The organism is Arcobacter sp. L, assembly GCF_000284235.1.
GTDB classification, from domain to species: domain Bacteria; phylum Campylobacterota; class Campylobacteria; order Campylobacterales; family Arcobacteraceae; genus Aliarcobacter; species Aliarcobacter defluvii.
The window spans coordinates 2,621,981-2,639,075 of record NC_017192.1 but is presented as its reverse complement, the minus strand read 5'-3'; the positions used below and the strand labels follow the sequence as shown (position 1 = coordinate 2,639,075).

The 17,095-nt window shown below is 27.4% G+C and carries 19 protein-coding genes; 3 read left to right on the top strand and 16 right to left on the bottom strand.

Features of this window, described 5'->3' with window-relative positions; genetic code table 11:
* Positions 1-25: 25 nt before the first annotated feature.
* From ABLL_RS13005 to pheS, 4 genes are read right to left on the bottom strand one after another with little or no spacing between them, the layout of a single operon-like run.
* On the bottom strand, positions 26-862 hold the full coding sequence (locus ABLL_RS13005; RefSeq protein WP_014475247.1) for a 4-hydroxy-3-methylbut-2-enyl diphosphate reductase: 837 nt from the start codon (positions 860-862) through the stop codon (positions 26-28).
* Positions 863-870: 8 nt separating this feature from the next.
* A complete protein-coding gene (gene aroA / locus ABLL_RS13000) occupies positions 871-2,151 on the bottom strand; it encodes a 3-phosphoshikimate 1-carboxyvinyltransferase (RefSeq protein ID WP_014475246.1) in 1,281 nt (426 codons plus the stop codon).
* 15 nt (positions 2,152-2,166) lie between these two features.
* Complete coding sequence (pheT, locus tag ABLL_RS12995; RefSeq protein WP_014475245.1) at positions 2,167-4,488, bottom strand: phenylalanine--tRNA ligase subunit beta; 2,322 nt, start codon at positions 4,486-4,488, stop codon at positions 2,167-2,169.
* On the bottom strand, positions 4,485-5,477 hold the full coding sequence (pheS, locus tag ABLL_RS12990) for a phenylalanine--tRNA ligase subunit alpha (RefSeq protein ID WP_014475244.1): 993 nt from the start codon (positions 5,475-5,477) through the stop codon (positions 4,485-4,487). The genes pheT and pheS overlap by 4 nt, the downstream gene beginning before the upstream one ends.
* Before the next feature lie 130 nt (positions 5,478-5,607).
* Here pheS and ABLL_RS12985 point away from each other — a divergent pair, with 130 nt between their 5' ends.
* A complete protein-coding gene (locus ABLL_RS12985) occupies positions 5,608-5,952 on the top strand; it encodes a histidine triad nucleotide-binding protein (protein ID WP_014475243.1) in 345 nt (114 codons plus the stop codon).
* A gap of 12 nt (positions 5,953-5,964) precedes the next feature.
* On the opposite strand, the gene accA is transcribed toward ABLL_RS12985, so the two are convergent.
* The 8 genes from accA to ABLL_RS12945 form a co-directional block, all read right to left on the bottom strand.
* Positions 5,965-6,906, bottom strand: coding sequence for an acetyl-CoA carboxylase carboxyl transferase subunit alpha (gene accA, locus ABLL_RS12980; RefSeq protein WP_014475242.1), 942 nt, complete (start codon positions 6,904-6,906; stop codon positions 5,965-5,967).
* Between the two features lie 66 nt (positions 6,907-6,972).
* The gene (locus tag ABLL_RS12975) at positions 6,973-8,232 is read right to left on the bottom strand and encodes a beta-ketoacyl-ACP synthase II (protein ID WP_014475241.1); all 1,260 of its coding nucleotides are present in this window, start codon (positions 8,230-8,232) and stop codon (positions 6,973-6,975) included.
* Between the two features lie 106 nt (positions 8,233-8,338).
* Positions 8,339-8,569, bottom strand: coding sequence for an acyl carrier protein (gene acpP, locus ABLL_RS12970; RefSeq protein WP_004510944.1), 231 nt, complete (start codon positions 8,567-8,569; stop codon positions 8,339-8,341).
* A gap of 93 nt (positions 8,570-8,662) precedes the next feature.
* Positions 8,663-9,406 carry a 3-oxoacyl-ACP reductase FabG gene (gene fabG / locus ABLL_RS12965; RefSeq protein WP_014475240.1) on the bottom strand — a complete coding sequence of 248 codons (744 nt, stop codon included), beginning with the start codon at positions 9,404-9,406 and terminating at the stop codon, positions 8,663-8,665.
* 68 nt (positions 9,407-9,474) lie between these two features.
* Positions 9,475-10,239, bottom strand: coding sequence for a 7-carboxy-7-deazaguanine synthase QueE (locus ABLL_RS12960; RefSeq protein ID WP_014475239.1), 765 nt, complete (start codon positions 10,237-10,239; stop codon positions 9,475-9,477).
* A complete protein-coding gene (locus tag ABLL_RS12955) occupies positions 10,232-10,765 on the bottom strand; it encodes a 6-carboxytetrahydropterin synthase (RefSeq protein WP_014475238.1) in 534 nt (177 codons plus the stop codon). The genes ABLL_RS12960 and ABLL_RS12955 overlap by 8 nt, the downstream gene beginning before the upstream one ends.
* Positions 10,765-11,451, bottom strand: coding sequence for a 7-cyano-7-deazaguanine synthase QueC (gene queC, locus ABLL_RS12950; RefSeq protein ID WP_014475237.1), 687 nt, complete (start codon positions 11,449-11,451; stop codon positions 10,765-10,767). The genes ABLL_RS12955 and queC overlap by 1 nt, the downstream gene beginning before the upstream one ends.
* Entirely contained in the window at positions 11,444-12,667 is a 1,224-nt protein-coding gene (locus tag ABLL_RS12945; RefSeq protein ID WP_014475236.1) for a molybdopterin molybdotransferase MoeA, read from the bottom strand. The genes queC and ABLL_RS12945 overlap by 8 nt, the downstream gene beginning before the upstream one ends.
* A gap of 81 nt (positions 12,668-12,748) precedes the next feature.
* On the opposite strand from ABLL_RS12945, the gene ABLL_RS12940 reads away from it, so the two are divergent.
* Positions 12,749-13,153, top strand: coding sequence for a hypothetical protein (locus ABLL_RS12940; RefSeq protein ID WP_041654912.1), 405 nt, complete (start codon positions 12,749-12,751; stop codon positions 13,151-13,153).
* Positions 13,153-13,824, top strand: a complete 672-nt coding sequence (locus ABLL_RS12935; RefSeq protein WP_014475234.1) for a 16S rRNA (uracil(1498)-N(3))-methyltransferase — start codon at positions 13,153-13,155, stop codon at positions 13,822-13,824. Before ABLL_RS12940 ends, ABLL_RS12935 begins: the two co-directional genes overlap by 1 nt.
* 42 nt (positions 13,825-13,866) lie before the next feature.
* Here the strand turns inward: ABLL_RS12935 and ABLL_RS12930 are convergent, their stop codons facing one another.
* From ABLL_RS12930 to ABLL_RS12915, 4 genes are read right to left on the bottom strand one after another with little or no spacing between them, the layout of a single operon-like run.
* Positions 13,867-14,262, bottom strand: coding sequence for a hypothetical protein (locus tag ABLL_RS12930; RefSeq protein WP_014475233.1), 396 nt, complete (start codon positions 14,260-14,262; stop codon positions 13,867-13,869).
* A 30-nt stretch (positions 14,263-14,292) separates the two neighbouring features.
* Positions 14,293-15,177, bottom strand: coding sequence for a c-type cytochrome (locus ABLL_RS12925; RefSeq protein ID WP_014475232.1), 885 nt, complete (start codon positions 15,175-15,177; stop codon positions 14,293-14,295).
* Positions 15,174-16,424 carry a cytochrome bc complex cytochrome b subunit gene (locus tag ABLL_RS12920; RefSeq protein ID WP_014475231.1) on the bottom strand — a complete coding sequence of 417 codons (1,251 nt, stop codon included), beginning with the start codon at positions 16,422-16,424 and terminating at the stop codon, positions 15,174-15,176. Before ABLL_RS12920 ends, ABLL_RS12925 begins: the two co-directional genes overlap by 4 nt.
* A 10-nt stretch (positions 16,425-16,434) precedes the next feature.
* A complete protein-coding gene (locus ABLL_RS12915) occupies positions 16,435-16,935 on the bottom strand; it encodes a Rieske 2Fe-2S domain-containing protein (protein ID WP_014475230.1) in 501 nt (166 codons plus the stop codon).
* Positions 16,936-17,095 lie beyond the last annotated feature (160 nt).

Below are 17,095 nucleotides of genomic sequence, written 5' to 3'. Positions count from 1 at the left end.
TATACAGAAAATTGACTTAAAACTCTTATTTGAATGATTTTATTTTATCTACAACTTGTTGAATAATCCAGTCAGGAGTACTTGCACCCGCTGTTATACCACACAATTTTTTATTTTCAAACCATGAATTATCTATTTCTATTTCATTTTCAATTAAATATGAATCAGGGCAATTTTCTATACAAATAGAGTGTAATTGTTTTGTATTTGATGAATTTTTACCACCTATTACAATCATAATATCTACTTCTTTTGATAGTTCTCTTGCTGCATCTTGATTTTCAAATGTTGCATCACAAATTGTATTAAATACTCTAACTTCTTTATTTTTTAGAATCAGTGCATTTACAATTTCAAGATATTTTTCTTTTTTTTTCGTTGTTTGTGCAATAGTTGCAATTTTATTATTTTTAAATACAATTTTATCTAAGTCTGAAGTTTCAAGTACAATATGAACATCTTCTTGGTCTTCTCCATATGATTGAACACCTTTTACTTCAGGATGATCAGCATCTCCAAAAATAAGAATAGAATATCCTTCTCTTGACATTTTTTTTACTATTTGTTGAGGAGTAGTTACAAATGGACAAGTAGCATTTATAACTTTAGCATTTAGTTTTCTTAAATTTTTTAAATCATTTTTTGGAATACCATGTGTCCTAATAATAACTGTATCATTCTCTTTTACATCATTTAAATTTGTGTATAAACCAACATTAAAATCATTTTTTAATCTATTTATTTCATCTTGATTATGAATTAATGGTCCCATTGTTGAAGAATTTTTGTAATCTTCTGCAATTTTTATGGCTCTTTTTACACCAAAACAAAATCCATAATTAGATGCTAATTTTATTTCCATTATTTACCTTATTTATATAACGAATCTACAATCTCTTTAAAATTTGGAAAAGAAGTTTCTATACATTGAGTATCTTCAATATCCATATCACAATTTAATCCAGCAATTGCAAAACTCATTGCAATTCTATGGTCACCATGAGAATTTATTACAGCTTTTTTCATAGTTCCACCAATAATTTCATAACCATCTTCAAATTCTGTATATTTAACACCACAAAGTTTCAGATTATTCACAACACTAGAAATTCTATCGCTTTCTTTTACTCTTAATTCTTTTGCATTTGAAACTTTTGATTTTCCATTTGCTAAACTCATTGCAATTGAAAGAGCAGGTAATTCATCAATTAACCAAGAAATATTTTCACTAACTTCAACTCCATTTAATTCATTATTAATAACTTCAATATCACCTATTGGTTCATAAATATTTTCTTTTTCAATAAAATTAACTATAACACCCATTCTTTTTAAGACTTCATAAGCTTCAATTCTTGTTGGATTCAATGTTACATTTTTTATTAAAACTCTTGCATTTTTTGTAATTGCTGCTGAAACTGCAAAGAAAAATGCTGAACTAGGGTCAGTTGGAACAGTAATATTTAAAGGTTTTAAATGACCTGTTAGTGGATGAATGTTAATAAATCCTTCAGAATCATTTTCTAAAGTTGCACCCATACCTTTTAGCATTCTTTCTGTGTGGTCACGTGTAAGTTCATTTTCTTTATATCTTGAAATACCATTTGCTCTTAAAGCTGCAAGTATCATTGCTGATTTTACTTGAGCAGAATCTACTGGTGAGTGATAAGTAAATGGTTGAAGTTTTTTTACTCCTCTTATAAATAAAGGAGCTTTATTTCCATTTTCTCTTCCATCAATTAATGCACCAATACTTCTTAAAGGATCAGCTACTCTTTTCATTGGTCTATTTCTTAAATATTTATCACCTGTTAGTGTAAATGCTCCATCAACACTAGCTAATAAACCACAAAAAAGTCTCATTGCAGTTCCAGAGTTTCCACAATCTAAAACATCTGATGGCTCAGTTAATGTTTGTGTTGGAGTTATTTCAACATAACTTCCATCTCTTTTTATTTTTGCACCAAGTTGTTCTACAATACTTAAAGTATTTAAAGTATCTTCGGCTGTTAAATAATTCTTAATATAAGAAGTTTGAGAAGAAAAAAGTGAAAACATCGCACATCTGTGAGATATTGATTTATCACTTGCGATAGAATCTATTTCTATATTAAATGGTTTTGTTAATTTTTTTATACTAAATTTTTCCACTCTTTTCCTTTTTTATTATCTTAATCCGATTGACAATTTCTCATTTAAAACTTTTAAAATCGAATTCATTGTTGTTGTGATATCTTCTTCTTCCATTGTTTTTTCATCATTTTGTAAAACAAATCTAATTGTTAAGCTTTCATTTTCACCTAGTTTTTCATCATTATAAATATCAATTAAATTAAATTGTTTGATATTTTTATCATTTAATGAATCAATTACTTTTTTAATCTCTTTGTATTCTAATGATTTAGGTGTAATAATACTTAAATCTTTTTTTGATGATTGGAATTTTGAATATGAAGTTGTTTTAATAATGTCATTTTTGATTGCTTCAAAATCAATCTCTGCAATAAAAGTGTCACTTAAATCATAATCTTCACAAACACTTGGATGTAATTTTGAAATAAATCCTACAATTTTTCCATCAATTAAAACATTTGCATTTTGATATGGATGAATAAAAGAATTATCTATTGAAATCATCGCTTCTAAATCAAATTTTCCAATTGTATTTAATATTTTTTTTGCAAATGAAAAGAAATCAATATTTTTAGGTTTTCCAGCATTTGAAAAATCTTCAAGTTCAGCTGAACCTGTTTGGATAAATGAGATTTTTTTGCTTTCTTGTCTATTTTCATCAAAAACTGTTCCTATTTCAAAAAATGCAGTTGAACGTGCTCCAATTTTAAAATTATTTGCACAAGCTTCAACAAGATTTAAAAGTATAGTTGTTCTAAATGTATTTAACTCTTTTACAATTGGATTGATTAAATCTAATTCATCTCTTACAGTTTTAAATTTATATTTTTCTAAATTTTCTTTTGAAGAAAAAACATAAGTTAATGTTTCAAAGAAACCATTCTCAATAGCTTTAAATCTTAATTTATTTTTTTTGATTAAATCATTTGATGTTTTATTTACTCTATTTACTTCATCAATTTGTAGTGGTTTTGAAATAATATTATCAATACCAATTATTCTAACTATTTCTTCCGTAATATCTGCAATATTTTTTATATCATGTCTATAATAAGGAACTTTTACAACTAAAATATTATCAATTGTATCTTTTACTTCAAATCCTAAAGAAACTAAAATTTTTTCTATATCAATTTTACTTATTTCTTGACCAATAATTGAATTAACTTTTTTAATACTTACATCTAAAGTTAATTTTTCTTTATCTTCTATAAAAGTTTCACTTCCTCTATAAATCAAAGCTCCTGATTTTGAAATAAGGCTAGATAAATAGTCAATTCCAAAATCAATATTGGGTTCACTTCCTCTTGAAGCTTTATAATAAACTTCTCCAGTTTTTACTTTGTTTTCAAAAACTTTTTTTGATATTAATTCTGGATTTACATAAGAAGCTTCAATAATAAAATCTGTATCATTTTGATCAATATCATTATGTTCAACACATATTTTACTCAAGGATTCTATTCCATAAACAGTATCAAATCCCTTTTCATCTTTTTTTATATTTAAAATACTTAAATTATTATTTTTTAAAGTTTTTTCTTTTGAGTAGGCATTTAATATCACACCTGTTGAATGTGTAACATAAGTTAAAACATTTTTAATTTCATTATTATCTTGATATTTTCCAATAATCGCAGTTCTAAATTTATATAATAAATTTAATTTAAAATTTGAAAAATCAACAGCTTTAAATGATAAAGATGAATCAATATTACTGTCACATTCTATTTCAAAAACTTGACCAATTCCTAATTCATTATAATTTATTTGTTTATCAATTTCTAATAAAGGGATGTTATAATAAGCACTTAATTCTCTAGCAATTCCATAAATACTTAAACAATCTCCTCTGTTTGCTGTTAATCCAATCTCTATTACTGAATCGTTTAATTTCGAGTATTCTTTTAGCTCTTTTCCAAGAATTAATTCTCCAATTGAATTATCCAAAACTAAAATTCCATCATTGATTTTAGGAAGATTAAGTTCAGTAGATGAACAAATCATACCATTTGATTCAACACCTCTTAATTTTGCTTCTTTAATAATAAAGTTATTTCCTAAATCACATCCAACAGTTGCAACTGGAACAAATTGATCTACATCTACATTTTTTGCACCACAAACAATTTGTACAGTTCTATCACCTAAATCAACTTGACAAATATTTAGTTTATCTGCATCAGGATGCTTAACTTTTTCTAAAACTTTTCCAACAACAACTTTTTCTGCAACTGAAAAATTTTCTACACTATCAACTTCAAGACCAATAGAGTTTAATGTTTTACAAATTTCATCTGATGAAATTTTAGAAATATCAATAAATTCTTCTAACCAACTTTTTGTAATAATCATTTGAATTGTCCTAATAATCTTGTATCACTTTCAAATAGTGATCTTAAATCTCCAATATTGTGAATTAGCATTGCAAATCTTTCTATACCTAATCCAAAAGCATAACCTGATTTATTTTCATAGCCAACAGCTTTGAAAACATTTTCATCGACAACACCACATCCTAATACTTCAAGCCAACCTGTATGTGAACAAACTCTACAACCTTCTCCTTTACAAAATACACAAGAAATATCAACTTCTGCACTTGGTTCTGTAAATGGGAAAAATGAAGGTCTAAATCTAACTTCAACATCTCCAAACATATGCTGTAAAAATTCAACTAAAACATGCTTTAAATTTGCAAATGAAACTTTATCTGCTTCATCTACAACTAACGCTTCAATTTGATGAAACATTGGTGTATGTGTAATATCAAAATCTCTTCTAAATACAGTTCCTGGCGCAATCATTCTAATAGGAGTTTTTTGGCTTAACATTGTTCTAATTTGTACAGGAGAAGTATGAGTTCTTAATAATGTGTAATCTTTATTATAAAATGTATCTTGCATATCTCTAGCTGGATGATATTTAGGTAAATTTAAAGCTTCAAAATTATGAAAATCATCTTCAACTAAAGGACCTTCTTCTACTGCAAAATTTAAATTTTGAAAATATCTAATTATTCTATCCATAGTTTCAACAACAGGATGAGTTGCTCCACAAGATAATTCATTATTAAATCTTGTTACATCAATTTTTTCTTTTTCTAATTTTTTATTTAAAGCTTCTTTTTCTAAAACAATTTTTTTTGTTTCTAAAGCTTCAGTTATTAGGCTTTTTTGTTTATTTAAATTTTCTGCAAAAATTTTTTTTTCTTCGTTTGGTACACTTTTCATTTTAGCAAATTCTAAAGTTAAAATACCTTTTTTACCTAAAGTATCAATTCTTAAATTTTCTAACTCTTCAAGTGAAGCTGCATTGGCAATTTTTTCAATCCACTGTGTCACTTTTTTCTCCCTAAATATATAAATAATTATTGTTGATTTAAATTATTTGTATCTGTATTTTTGGGATTATACTTAAAGATTTATTAGAGTTTGGTTATAATATTTTACTATTTAATTTCAAGGAAAAAGAATGTGTATATTCTGTAAAATTGTAAAAGGTGAAATACCAAATCAGACTATTTTAGAAGATGAAAATTTTTTAGCATTTAATGATATTAATCCAACAAGAAAAATTCATGTTTTAATTATTCCAAAAGAACATTACGATTCATTTGACGTTATTCCCCCAAATATTATGTCTGGTATGACTGAATTTATCCAAAAAGTTGCTTTAAAACTAGATGTAAAAGAGAGTGGTTATAGATTAATTACAAATATTGGTAAAGATGGTGGACAAGAAGTACATCATTTACATTTTCATTTAATTGGAGGAGAGCCAGTTGGAAGGCTTGTAAGAGATAGACAAGATATGTAATTCTTGTCTATGTTATTTTTCTTCTTGAAAAGAACCTAAGTTCATTATTTTTTCATATTTTTTTTGAGATCTTTGCGCTGGAGTTAATTTTTGTAATTCTTCTAAAGAAGTTAAAAAATACTCTTTTAGAGCTAATATTGCTTCATCTTTTTGTCTATGTGCACCGATTAGTGGTTCATTTATAACATCATCAATTAAATTTAAATCTTTTAGATTTTCTGCTGTTATCTTTAGTGCATTTGCTGCTGTTTCAACTTTTGCAGGATCATTCCATAAAATTGCACTACAACCTTCTGGTGAAATAACTGCATATACTGAATATCTCATCATTGCAAGTTTATCTGCAACTGATATTGCTAATGCTCCTCCTGAACCACCTTCTCCTATTACAACAGAAATAGTTGGTGTAGTTAAGTCAGCAAATTCATAAAGATTTTTAGCAATTGCTTCACTTTGATTTCTTTCTTCTGCACCAATTCCTGGATATGCACCTGGAGTATCAACTAATAATAATATAGGAATTTGAAATTTATCTGCCATTTTTGCAGCTCTTAATGCTTTTCTATATCCTTCAGGACTTGGCATACCAAAATTTCTGAAAAGTTTATCTTTTGTTCCTCTTCCTTTTTGTTCTCCAATAACTAATACTTTCTGTGTTCCAATATATCCAAGATAACATACTATTGCATGATCATCAACATAATGTCTATCACCATGAATTTCATAAGAGTCTGTTAATAATCCAGAAATATAATCTAATGCATAGGGTCTATCTGGATGACGAGCAAGTTGTAATTTCTGATAGTCATTTAAGTTTTTAAAAGTTTTTTCAACTTCTTTTTCTAATTTTTTTTCTAAAATCTCTACTGCATGTTCATCAGCTTTAGTTTTAGCAATTATTATATCTTCTTCAATTTTTTTGATTTTATCTTCAAATTCTAAGTAAGCTGCCAAAGTTTTTCCTTAAAAAAAAAAGAGCCAATTTTAAATTAGCTCTTTAATAGTTAGGTTTGTTTAAATTTATTTAATATACTTTTTAAAAATAACAGAACCGTTTGTTCCACCAAAACCAAAATTATTACTCATTACAGTAGTTAATTCAGCTTTTCTTGCAATGTTAGGTACAATATCTATATCACAATCAGGGTCTTGATCATCAACATTAATTGTTGGAGGAATAATACCATCATTTAATGCTTTTATAGCCATAATAGCTTCAATAGCACCAGCCGCACCTAAACAATGACCAATTTGTCCTTTTGTTGAAGAAACTGGAGGACAATTTTCTTTTCCACCAAATAATTCTTTAATTGCTGCCGTTTCATTTTTGTCTCCAACAGGAGTTGATGTACCATGTGCATTAATATAATCAATTTTTGGATACTCTCCCGTAATATTCTTAACCATTTCAAATGCAGCTTTCATTGCTCTTAGTGGACCATCTACAACAGGAGAAGTAATATGATTTGCATCACCTGACTCTCCAAATCCAATAATTTCACAATAAATTTTTGCATCTCTTGCTAATGCAGATTCTAAGTCTTCAATTACAAGTGCCCCTGCACCTTCTCCCATAACAAAACCATCTCTGTCTTTATCAAAAGGTCTTGAAGATTTTTTAGGTTCATTATTTCTTGTTGATAATGCTTTCATTGCAGCAAATCCACCAACTCCTGCACCACAAATTGCACTTTCTGCACCAACAACTAAAATTCTATCTGCACCATTTAACATAATAGTTTTAACACCATCATTTAATGCATGAGTAGAAGCTGCACAAGCTGTAACATGAGCTAATGAAGGACCTTTTAGATTATGTTCAATAGAAATAAATCCACTTAACATATTTGCTAAAGAAGAAGGAATGAAAAATGGTGATATTTTTCTTGAACCTTTTGTTTCACAAACTACTGAGTTTTTTTCAATTGTTGATAATCCTCCAATACCTGAACCAGAAATAATACCAAATCTTTCAGCAATTGATGAGTCAACTTTTTTATTTTCTTGTGTTACATATCCTGAATCAATCATAGCTTCAAGCGCTGCTTTTATACCTAGTTGTATAAATCTATCAGCTTTTTTAACTTCTTTTTTATCCATAACTGTAGTTGGATCAAAATCTTTTACTTCTCCAGCTATCTGAACTGAGAAATCACTTGCATCAAATAGTGTTATAGTATCTATACCACAAACTCCATTCACAACTGCTTCGAAAGAATCTTTTACGTTATGTCCTGTTGAATTAATAGTACCTATACCTGTTACAACAACTCTTCTCATTTAAATATGCTCCATGTTAATTATTTGAATTATTCAATCTTTTTACAAAAAACTCAATAGTTTAAATATAAATAGAAGAGGTTATCTTCTATTTAAAGCGTATAAATTACGCGTTATTTTCGATGTATTTTATAGCATCAGCAACAGTTAAGATTTTTTCAGCATCTTCATCTGGGATTTCAATGTCAAATTTCTCTTCTAAAGCCATAACAAGTTCAACTACATCTAGTGAATCAGCACCTAAATCTTCAATGAATTTTGAATCTTCTTTTACTTCTGCTGGATCACAATCTAATTGCTCAACAACTACTGCTTTTACATCATCTAATAATGCCATATTTATTTCCTTTTATAAATTTATCTTTGTATTATAACAAAAAAGTTTTTAAAAACTCTTTTAAATTATATATTTAAACTTTTTAATAAAATATTAAACGTATAATCCACCATTAACTTTTAGTATTTCTCCTGTAATATATGAAGAATGATCACTTAATAAGAATGCGACAGCATCAGCGATTTCACTAGGGTTTCCAAATCTTGAAAGAGGAATATTTTTTTCATATTCTGCTTTTATTTCTTCTTTTAATTCATGAGTCATATCTGTTTGAATAAATCCAGGAGTTACAGCATTATATCTAATACTTCTAGCTGCAGCTTCTTTTGCAAAAGATTTAGTCATGGCATTTAGTCCACCTTTTGATGCTGAATAATTAGTTTGTCCAGGATTTCCCATTTCTCCAACAATTGAAGAGATATTAACAACTGAACCAAATCTTTTTTTCCCCATTACCTTTAAAGCTTCTCTACAACCAATAAATGCAGAAGTTAAATTTGCATTTATTACATCATTAAAATCAGCAACACTCATTCTTAAGGCTAATTTATCTTTTGTAATACCTGCATTATTAACTAAATAAGATAATTCTCCATCTGCGTCAACAATTGTTTTAATTGCATTTGAAAACTCTTCTTCATTAGTCACATCTGCTTTTATAATAGCTGCTTTTCCGCCTGCTATTTCAATATCATTTTTGATTTTTTCAGCAGCTTCAGCTCCACTTCTGTAATTAATCCAAACTTTTAGTCCAAAATTTGCAAGTGTTTTTGCTATTTCTGCCCCAATTCCTCTACTTGCACCTGTAACTAATACATTAGAACCTGAAAATTTCATTTTAATCCTTTTATTTTTACATAAACTATATATTATAGCAATAATTTACAAATAAATATATTAGGAGTTTAAACTCCTCTTTTATTATTCCAAACTCTTATATGTAATCTATCACAATATTTATATCCATTTTCAATGGCCATATTTATTACATCTTCACAATTTTTATTTATTTCATCAGCTGTATCACCTAGTGGCATTAAATAAACTTCACATTTTGGAATATCATTTAAAATATCTTTTATTTCATTTTTTGCATTATTTAAAAAATCTTTTCCAATTACAAATTTTAAATAAGAATCATTTGAATTAGTAAGAATTTTTGTTAATGTTTCTTTATTTATTCTTTTTTTTAAAGGTTCTAATGAATTACTTAATTTTACGCTCATAGAAAAAAGAATATTTCTTTGGTAGTCATATTCAAAGTTTAAGTTTAAAGAAGCATTTGTTTCAATAGTAACTTTATGACCTTCATTTATATAATGCTTAATTAATTTCTGAAATTCTTCTTTATTCCAATATAGTAGTGGCTCTCCACCAGTTATTACAATATCTATTTTGTAATTATAAGGGAATTTATTTATTAATTTATTTACTTCTTTAACTATTTCTTCATAAGTTTTATATTTTGTCCATGTATCTTTAAATTCTGTATCAACGGCAAAATACGAATCACAAGCACATTTTTTTATACCACTTGGAGTTTCATATTCAACAGCAAATCCTTCACATTTAAAATTACATTTTCCAAATCTTATAAAAATTGAAGGTGTACCTACTAATTTACCTTCACCTTGGATTGTAGGTCCAAAAATCTCATTTATTTCAAGCATAAAATGTACTTTTACTTTTTGGAGTTTCTAAAAATTCTACATGAGAAACTTTTATTCCTAATTTTTCCATTTTATTTTGAACAATATTTAAAAACCATGCGGATAAATTTTCACTCGTAGGAACAAAATTTACTATTACATAACCTTCATAAAGTTCTTTTATATGCGATTCTAGATTTTGGAATTTTGTTAAATTTACTAAATAATAATTTTCATCATATTTAATTAATTCATTTTTGTCTATGTGTGGAAGTAAAGTTGAAAATAAAGGATCATTTATATCTAAAATAAATTTATGATCTAATACATCATCTAAAAAAGCTTTAAACCAATTTAGATGTTTAAAATCTGTAACCATTCCATCATTAAGTTTTGTTGCTTCAAGATATACTAAAATTTTTCCTTGATGTCCATGTAAATGTCTACATTTTAAACATCCATCTAACGAAAATTCTACATCCAATGTTTGAGACCAAACTCTGTGTCCATAACAAAAATCAAACTCTTTTGATATTTTCCACATCATTATAAATTTACCTTATAAGTAATAGGATCAATTTGATTTGCTAAGTTAAATCCATTTAATCTTAATCTACAAGAATCACAAACCCCACAGGCTTCATCTTCTTCTTTATAACATGACCAAGTATGAATTAATGGAACATTTAATTTCAAAGCTTCTTCAACAATTTGCGCTTTTGATAAATGAACTAATGGAGTTTTTATTTCGATTGAAGTTTCTTCTCTTGTTCCTTGATTTATTGCTTTTGAAATATCATTTATAAACTCTTCTGTACAATCTGGATATCCTGAACTATCTTCTTGTACAACACCAATATACATTGCTGTTGCTTTTTCTTTTTCTGCAATTGCAGCTGTAATTGAAAGAAAAATTCCATTCCTAAATGGAACGTAAGTTATAGGAACACCTGCTTCTAATCCATTTGTGGGAACATCTATAGATTTATCAGTTAAGGCACTTGCACCAATTTGAGTGAAAAATGGAATATCAATTTCATATTTTTCTAAAATTCCCAAATCATCACAAATATCTCTAAAAGCTTTTAATTCTCTATTTTGTGTTCTTTGTCCATAATTAAAATGAACAGCAATTATTTCATATCCATCTTTTTTAGCAATATAAGAAGCAAGAGTTGAATCCATACCTCCACTTAAAATACAAATTGCTTTTTTAGTTGTTTTGTTATTCATATGTTAAAAAATCCTTTTTATTATCCGTAAAAAATTTCCAATTTATTGGTAATATTTTAATAATGCTATTTTTATTTATTTTTTCAACGTCATCGTTTATTACAATGATTGAATTTGAAGTGCTTAATGTAGAAACCATACCTGGCGATCTTTTTTGTGATATATTAAAATATTCACCATCAAAAAAACCTGGTAAAACAGTAATTCTTCCTTTTTTAGTTTTAAAATCTTCTGCCATTTTAGCAAAAATAAAATTATGATAAATATTTTTTGAACCTAAAAGTTTTTGAATAATTAATTTTCCAAATAATTCAAAAATTAAAGCAGAAGCCAATGGATTACCCGGTAGATTTAGAATGTAAGAGTTTTTTATTTTGCCAAAAACTGTTGGTTTGCCAGGTTTTATTTTTATACCATCAAAAATAGTTTCAAAATCTAGTTCTTTAAATGCTTCTTTTGTAAAATCTGCATCTCCTACTGAAACTCCACCAGAAGTTATAATTAAATCTGCATCTAACGAATTTGTTATTAATTCTTTTATTGCTTTAATTGTATCTTTTGCTTGTCCTATAAATGTAACATCACAACCTAACTCTTTTGCTCTTGCTATAAAAGTTGGAGTATTTGAATTGTAAATCTGATAATCTTCTATTTTTTCATAATGAAGTTTTAATTCTTCACCACTTGAAAAAACAATAATTTTAGGTTTTTGATAAACTTTTATATGAGAAGTTCCTTGACTTGCAAGAAGAGTTATTTTAGAAAAATTTATTTCTTCGCCTTCTTCTATCAAAATTTCATCTTTTTTAATATCTTCTCCAATATATCTAATATGTTGAAATTTTTTTATATTTTGTAAAATTTTTATTTTATTGTTTGACAATTCTTCCACATCTTCTTTTGGAACAATAGCTGTTGTATTTTCAGGAATTTTTGCTCCGGTCATTATTTTAATACAAGTGTTTTTTTCTATCAAAGTATTGTTGTTATCACCTGCAAAAATAGTATCAATTATTTCTAATTCTTCTTTTTTATCTTCATAAATAATTGCATAACCGTCCATTGCTGAATTATTATATTTTGGTAAAAAACTTGTCGCGATTATCTGGCTAGCACAAATTCTTGATAAACAATTTTCAATAGGTAAAATTTCATATTTCAAAACTGTTTTGATATTTGAAATTAGTTCTAATGTATTTTGTACTGCTAGAGCCATATTTATCCTTTTTAGTTAAAATAAAAACTTATGACAAGTTAGATATAATACCAAAATTTTTTAAAAGTGAGATAAACAAATATGGAATTAATGCAAAGCGCAATTCAAAGCCATGTATATTCAATATATTTTTTTTTAGCAATTATGTTATTTAATTTATATTCAGTTACAAGAGAGAAAAATTTCATAATTTTAGCAAAAAGACTAAAATTTATGACACCTTTATATCATCTAACAAATGCTATAGTTATTTATACGGGGACAATAGTTGCTTTTTATGCACAAACTTTTAGTTTTACAATTGCTTTAATGATTCCTACATCAATTTTTTTATTGGTAATTGAAATAAAGAGATATAAAAAGATGAGAGTTATTAAACATGATCAAATTGAACTTCAAAATGATTTTTATAAATATGCAAAAAAAATTTATACAATTGAAATTTCATTATTAATTGCTGTTTATATTATAAGTAAGGTGTTTTAATGCAATTCACTTATGATGAATTTTGTGGTGGGAATATTTTAGAAATAAAAGATGAAGTTTATAACTATTTAATAAAAGCAAGACGTCATAAGATTGATGATGAAATATATTTTAGAAATTTGAAAGATGAAAATATATATTTGTACAAGATTGTTTTAATTGATAAAAAAAAGGCAGTTTTAAATTTAATTTTTAGTGAAAAAAAAGTTTTAATAAATCAAAAAAAGTTACATCTTGGTTGGTGTGTTATTGATCCAAAAACTATTGAAAAATATATACCTTCATTAAATGAATTAGGAGTTGATAAAATTACTTTTATATATAGTGATTTTTCTCAAAAAAATTTTAAAATTAATATTGAAAAATTAGAAAAAATTCTTATAAATTCTTCTTCTCAATGTGGTCGTTCAGATATTATAAAACTTGATATTTGTAAAAATTTAGATGAATTTTTAAAGAACAATAAAAATATATATTTTCTAGATTTTTCTAATAAATTAATTGATGAAAAAAAAGATGAAATAAAAACATTGGTTATTGGTTGTGAGGGTGGTTTTTCTAAAAACGAAAGAGAAAAGTTTAATATAGATTATGTTGTTGGATTTGAATCAAATTTGATATTAAGAAGTGAAACAGCAATAATTGCAGCTACTTCCAAAATAATTTTATAAATAAAGAAGAAGATAAACTTTATGTTTATCTTCCTAAGCTTTTTACCAATTTCTTACAATTGAGTGACAGCTTGAACATGCATTTAACATATCTGAATAAGAATTTGTAGCATTTATAAATGCTTTATTTTCAATGTTAGCTTCTAAGCCAGCAATATCTAAAGCTATTCTTTTTGAAGCATTTTCTGCAACATTTACCATATGTTTTTTATTTTCAGGTAAATATTCAGTAATTATTTTTTTATCTGAAAAAAGAGCATTTCCTTCTTTTACAAGTTTAGTTCCTTCTTTTACTAATTCAAGATTATTATTTAAAAAACCTTGTTGAATTTGAGTCATACCTTTTTCCATAATCGACATAGATTTTTGCATAACATCATTTGCACTTAATGATACAAATGCTAAAGATGAAGCAAGTAATATTTTTATTAATTTCATTTATTTTCTCCTAATTATAAAGAAAAGTTCTTAATGAACTTCTCTCCATTTACTTGCTTTCCATAAGAATGCAAAGATTGCAAAAATTACAAGATAGATTAAGAATTTAGGTCCTAATTCTTCTCTTTGAGCTTTTTTACTATCACCAACTTCTTCTAAATATGCAACAACTTGAGCTTGAGATTCTTCTGTTAACCCAACTCTAGGCATTGCAGTACCTTCTAGAAGTTTTTGTGGATCATTAACAAATGTTTCTAAATAGTGATGACCTCTACTTCTAATCATTTGTGATAAATCAGGAGGTAATTTACCCATGTAATGTTTAATATTATCATTTGGAGTAAATGCAGCCATTGATCCACCTTTCATATCAGCATATTTGATAGAGTGACATCTTTGACAAGCATCTGTAAATACTTCTTTATTTGTCATTTCTTTTGGTGCAATCGATTGTAAATAAGCTACCATATCTGCAATTTCTTGTGGTTGCATCCAGTTGAATTGAGGCATTGGATGAACTTTTCCATCAACAAATTTATGAGCTGTTTTTGATGCTTTTGCTGGATCTTTAATAAATGCAGCTAAATAATCAGCATTATAAAGTTTTCCTGCACTTCCTAAATCAGGAGGAGTTACACCATAAGCTGCAGATGAACTTGCATTATCCATAACTTGTGGAAAACCTTTTGATTCAATTGAGTGACAAGCAGTACAATTTGAAGTAACTAGAACTTCTCCATTTGCAACATTACCTTGTAAACCTTTAACATCAGCTACATCTTCTTTTGTATCAGAAAATGTAAAATCTGCAGGAGCAACATGAGGATGCATAACTGAATGAGCATATGGCTCAACTCCCCAGTAAGTAATAAGTGTTAAAACTACTACTACTGCTAGTATTTTTAATTCTCTCATAGTGAACCCCTTTTCTTAGCATCAATTTTACTGATAATTGGTAATATAATAAATAATAAGATAAATGAAACTGCTGCAAAGAATCCTACCCATGCATTTGTACCTGTTGGAGGTAATTTTCCATAAACAGTTAATACAATTAAGTCAACCATTAATAACCAGAACCAAACGAAGAAAGCTGGTCTTTTATGTGCTGGTAAAATTTTTGGATCTCTATCTAACCAAGGTAATAATAAGAAAATAACATTTGCAAAAGCAAAAGCGATTAATCCAATATCAAATGCTTTAAATCCTGCAATATCAAAGAAGAAACCTCTTAATACTTCATATGACCATAAGAAATACCATTCTGGATAAATATGAGCAGGTGTAACCATGTTATCTGCTGGATCAAAGTTTACTGGATCCATTGCAAAGTTATAATGGAAGAATACTAAGTAAAAATAGAAAATTAAGAAAATTCCTAGAACTGCTAAATCTTTAGAGATAAATATTGGCCAGAAAGGAATAACTTTTGATTCTTTTTTATTTCCAGATAAATATTTTTCAGCTTCAGCATCAAAATCAAATTCATCAGAAGATTGGTTGTTAACGTGAGGAATTCTTAACGTATAGAAGTGTAAACCAATAATTCCCATAATAGTAATTGGTAATAAGAATACGTGTAACATAAAGAATCTTGTTAATGTAGCATCAGCAACGTTAAAGTCACCTCTAATCCAAACAACAAGTGCATCTCCAATAACAGGAACTCCACCAAATAAGTTAGTAATAACCATTGCAGCCCAGTAAGACATTTGTCCCCAAGGTAACATATATCCAGAGAATCCAGCAGCTGAGAATGTCATAAATAATAACATACCAGAAATCCAAATCATTTCTCTACCTTGTTTGTAAGAACCATAATAGATTCCTGTAAACATGTGAATATAAATAATTAAGAATACAACAGAAGCTGCAACACCATGCATATGTCTAAATAACCAACCAAATGCAACTTCTTGCATGATTGTATAATTTACAGAATCAAATGCTAAGTTAACATCTGGTTTGTAATACATCATTAAGAATAAACCTGAAATTACTAAAATACCAAAAGTTGTAGCTAGTAATACTCCCATCGCCCATAAGAAGTTAATATCTTTTGGAATCCAATATTCAGTCATCATAACTTTGTTGAATGTAGTTAGATTTAATCTTTGGTCTAACCATTCTCCAACAGAGTTAGCTTTTTCAAATTTTGCCATTCATAACTCCTTATGCTTTCAATGTTTCAGCAATTTTTTTATATTCAGGTCCTTCTTCTCCTAAAACAATAGAAGTTCCATTAACACTAAATGGTGGTAAATCAAGTGGTCTTGGTGGTGGTCCAAATGTTTGTTTTGCACTTGAATTATATTCTCCTCCATGACATGCACATTTCCATGTATCTTTTTTCCATGCAGGAATACAACCTAAGTGAGTACATAACCCAATTGCAATGATAAATCTATCTTCTCCAATGTGTAAATCTCTAGTAGATTGTTCCATTTCAGCAGTTTTCTTTAATACAAATATAGGTTTCCCTCTCCATACAAAAGTTTCAGGTTCTCCAGCTTTTAGTGTAGTAAGATCAACAGTTGTAAATCCACCAGCTAATACGCTTGGAAGAGGATCCCATACTTGTTTCATACCAACAAGTGAGGCTGCACCACCTACTGCAGCAACTGCAGCAAATGAGTAACCAAGAAAATCTCGTCTATTTGTTTCTTTAGACATATTTGGCTTCCTTTTTTTTAATTTTAGAATTTGACTATTATATTACGGAATTACTTAAAATGTATTGATTTAAGTCATAACAGATGGTTTTTATAGTATTTTTTGTGAAAAAATTACACACTATTAAATAAGTGTTTTTGAGGATTTTTATTAGAAAATC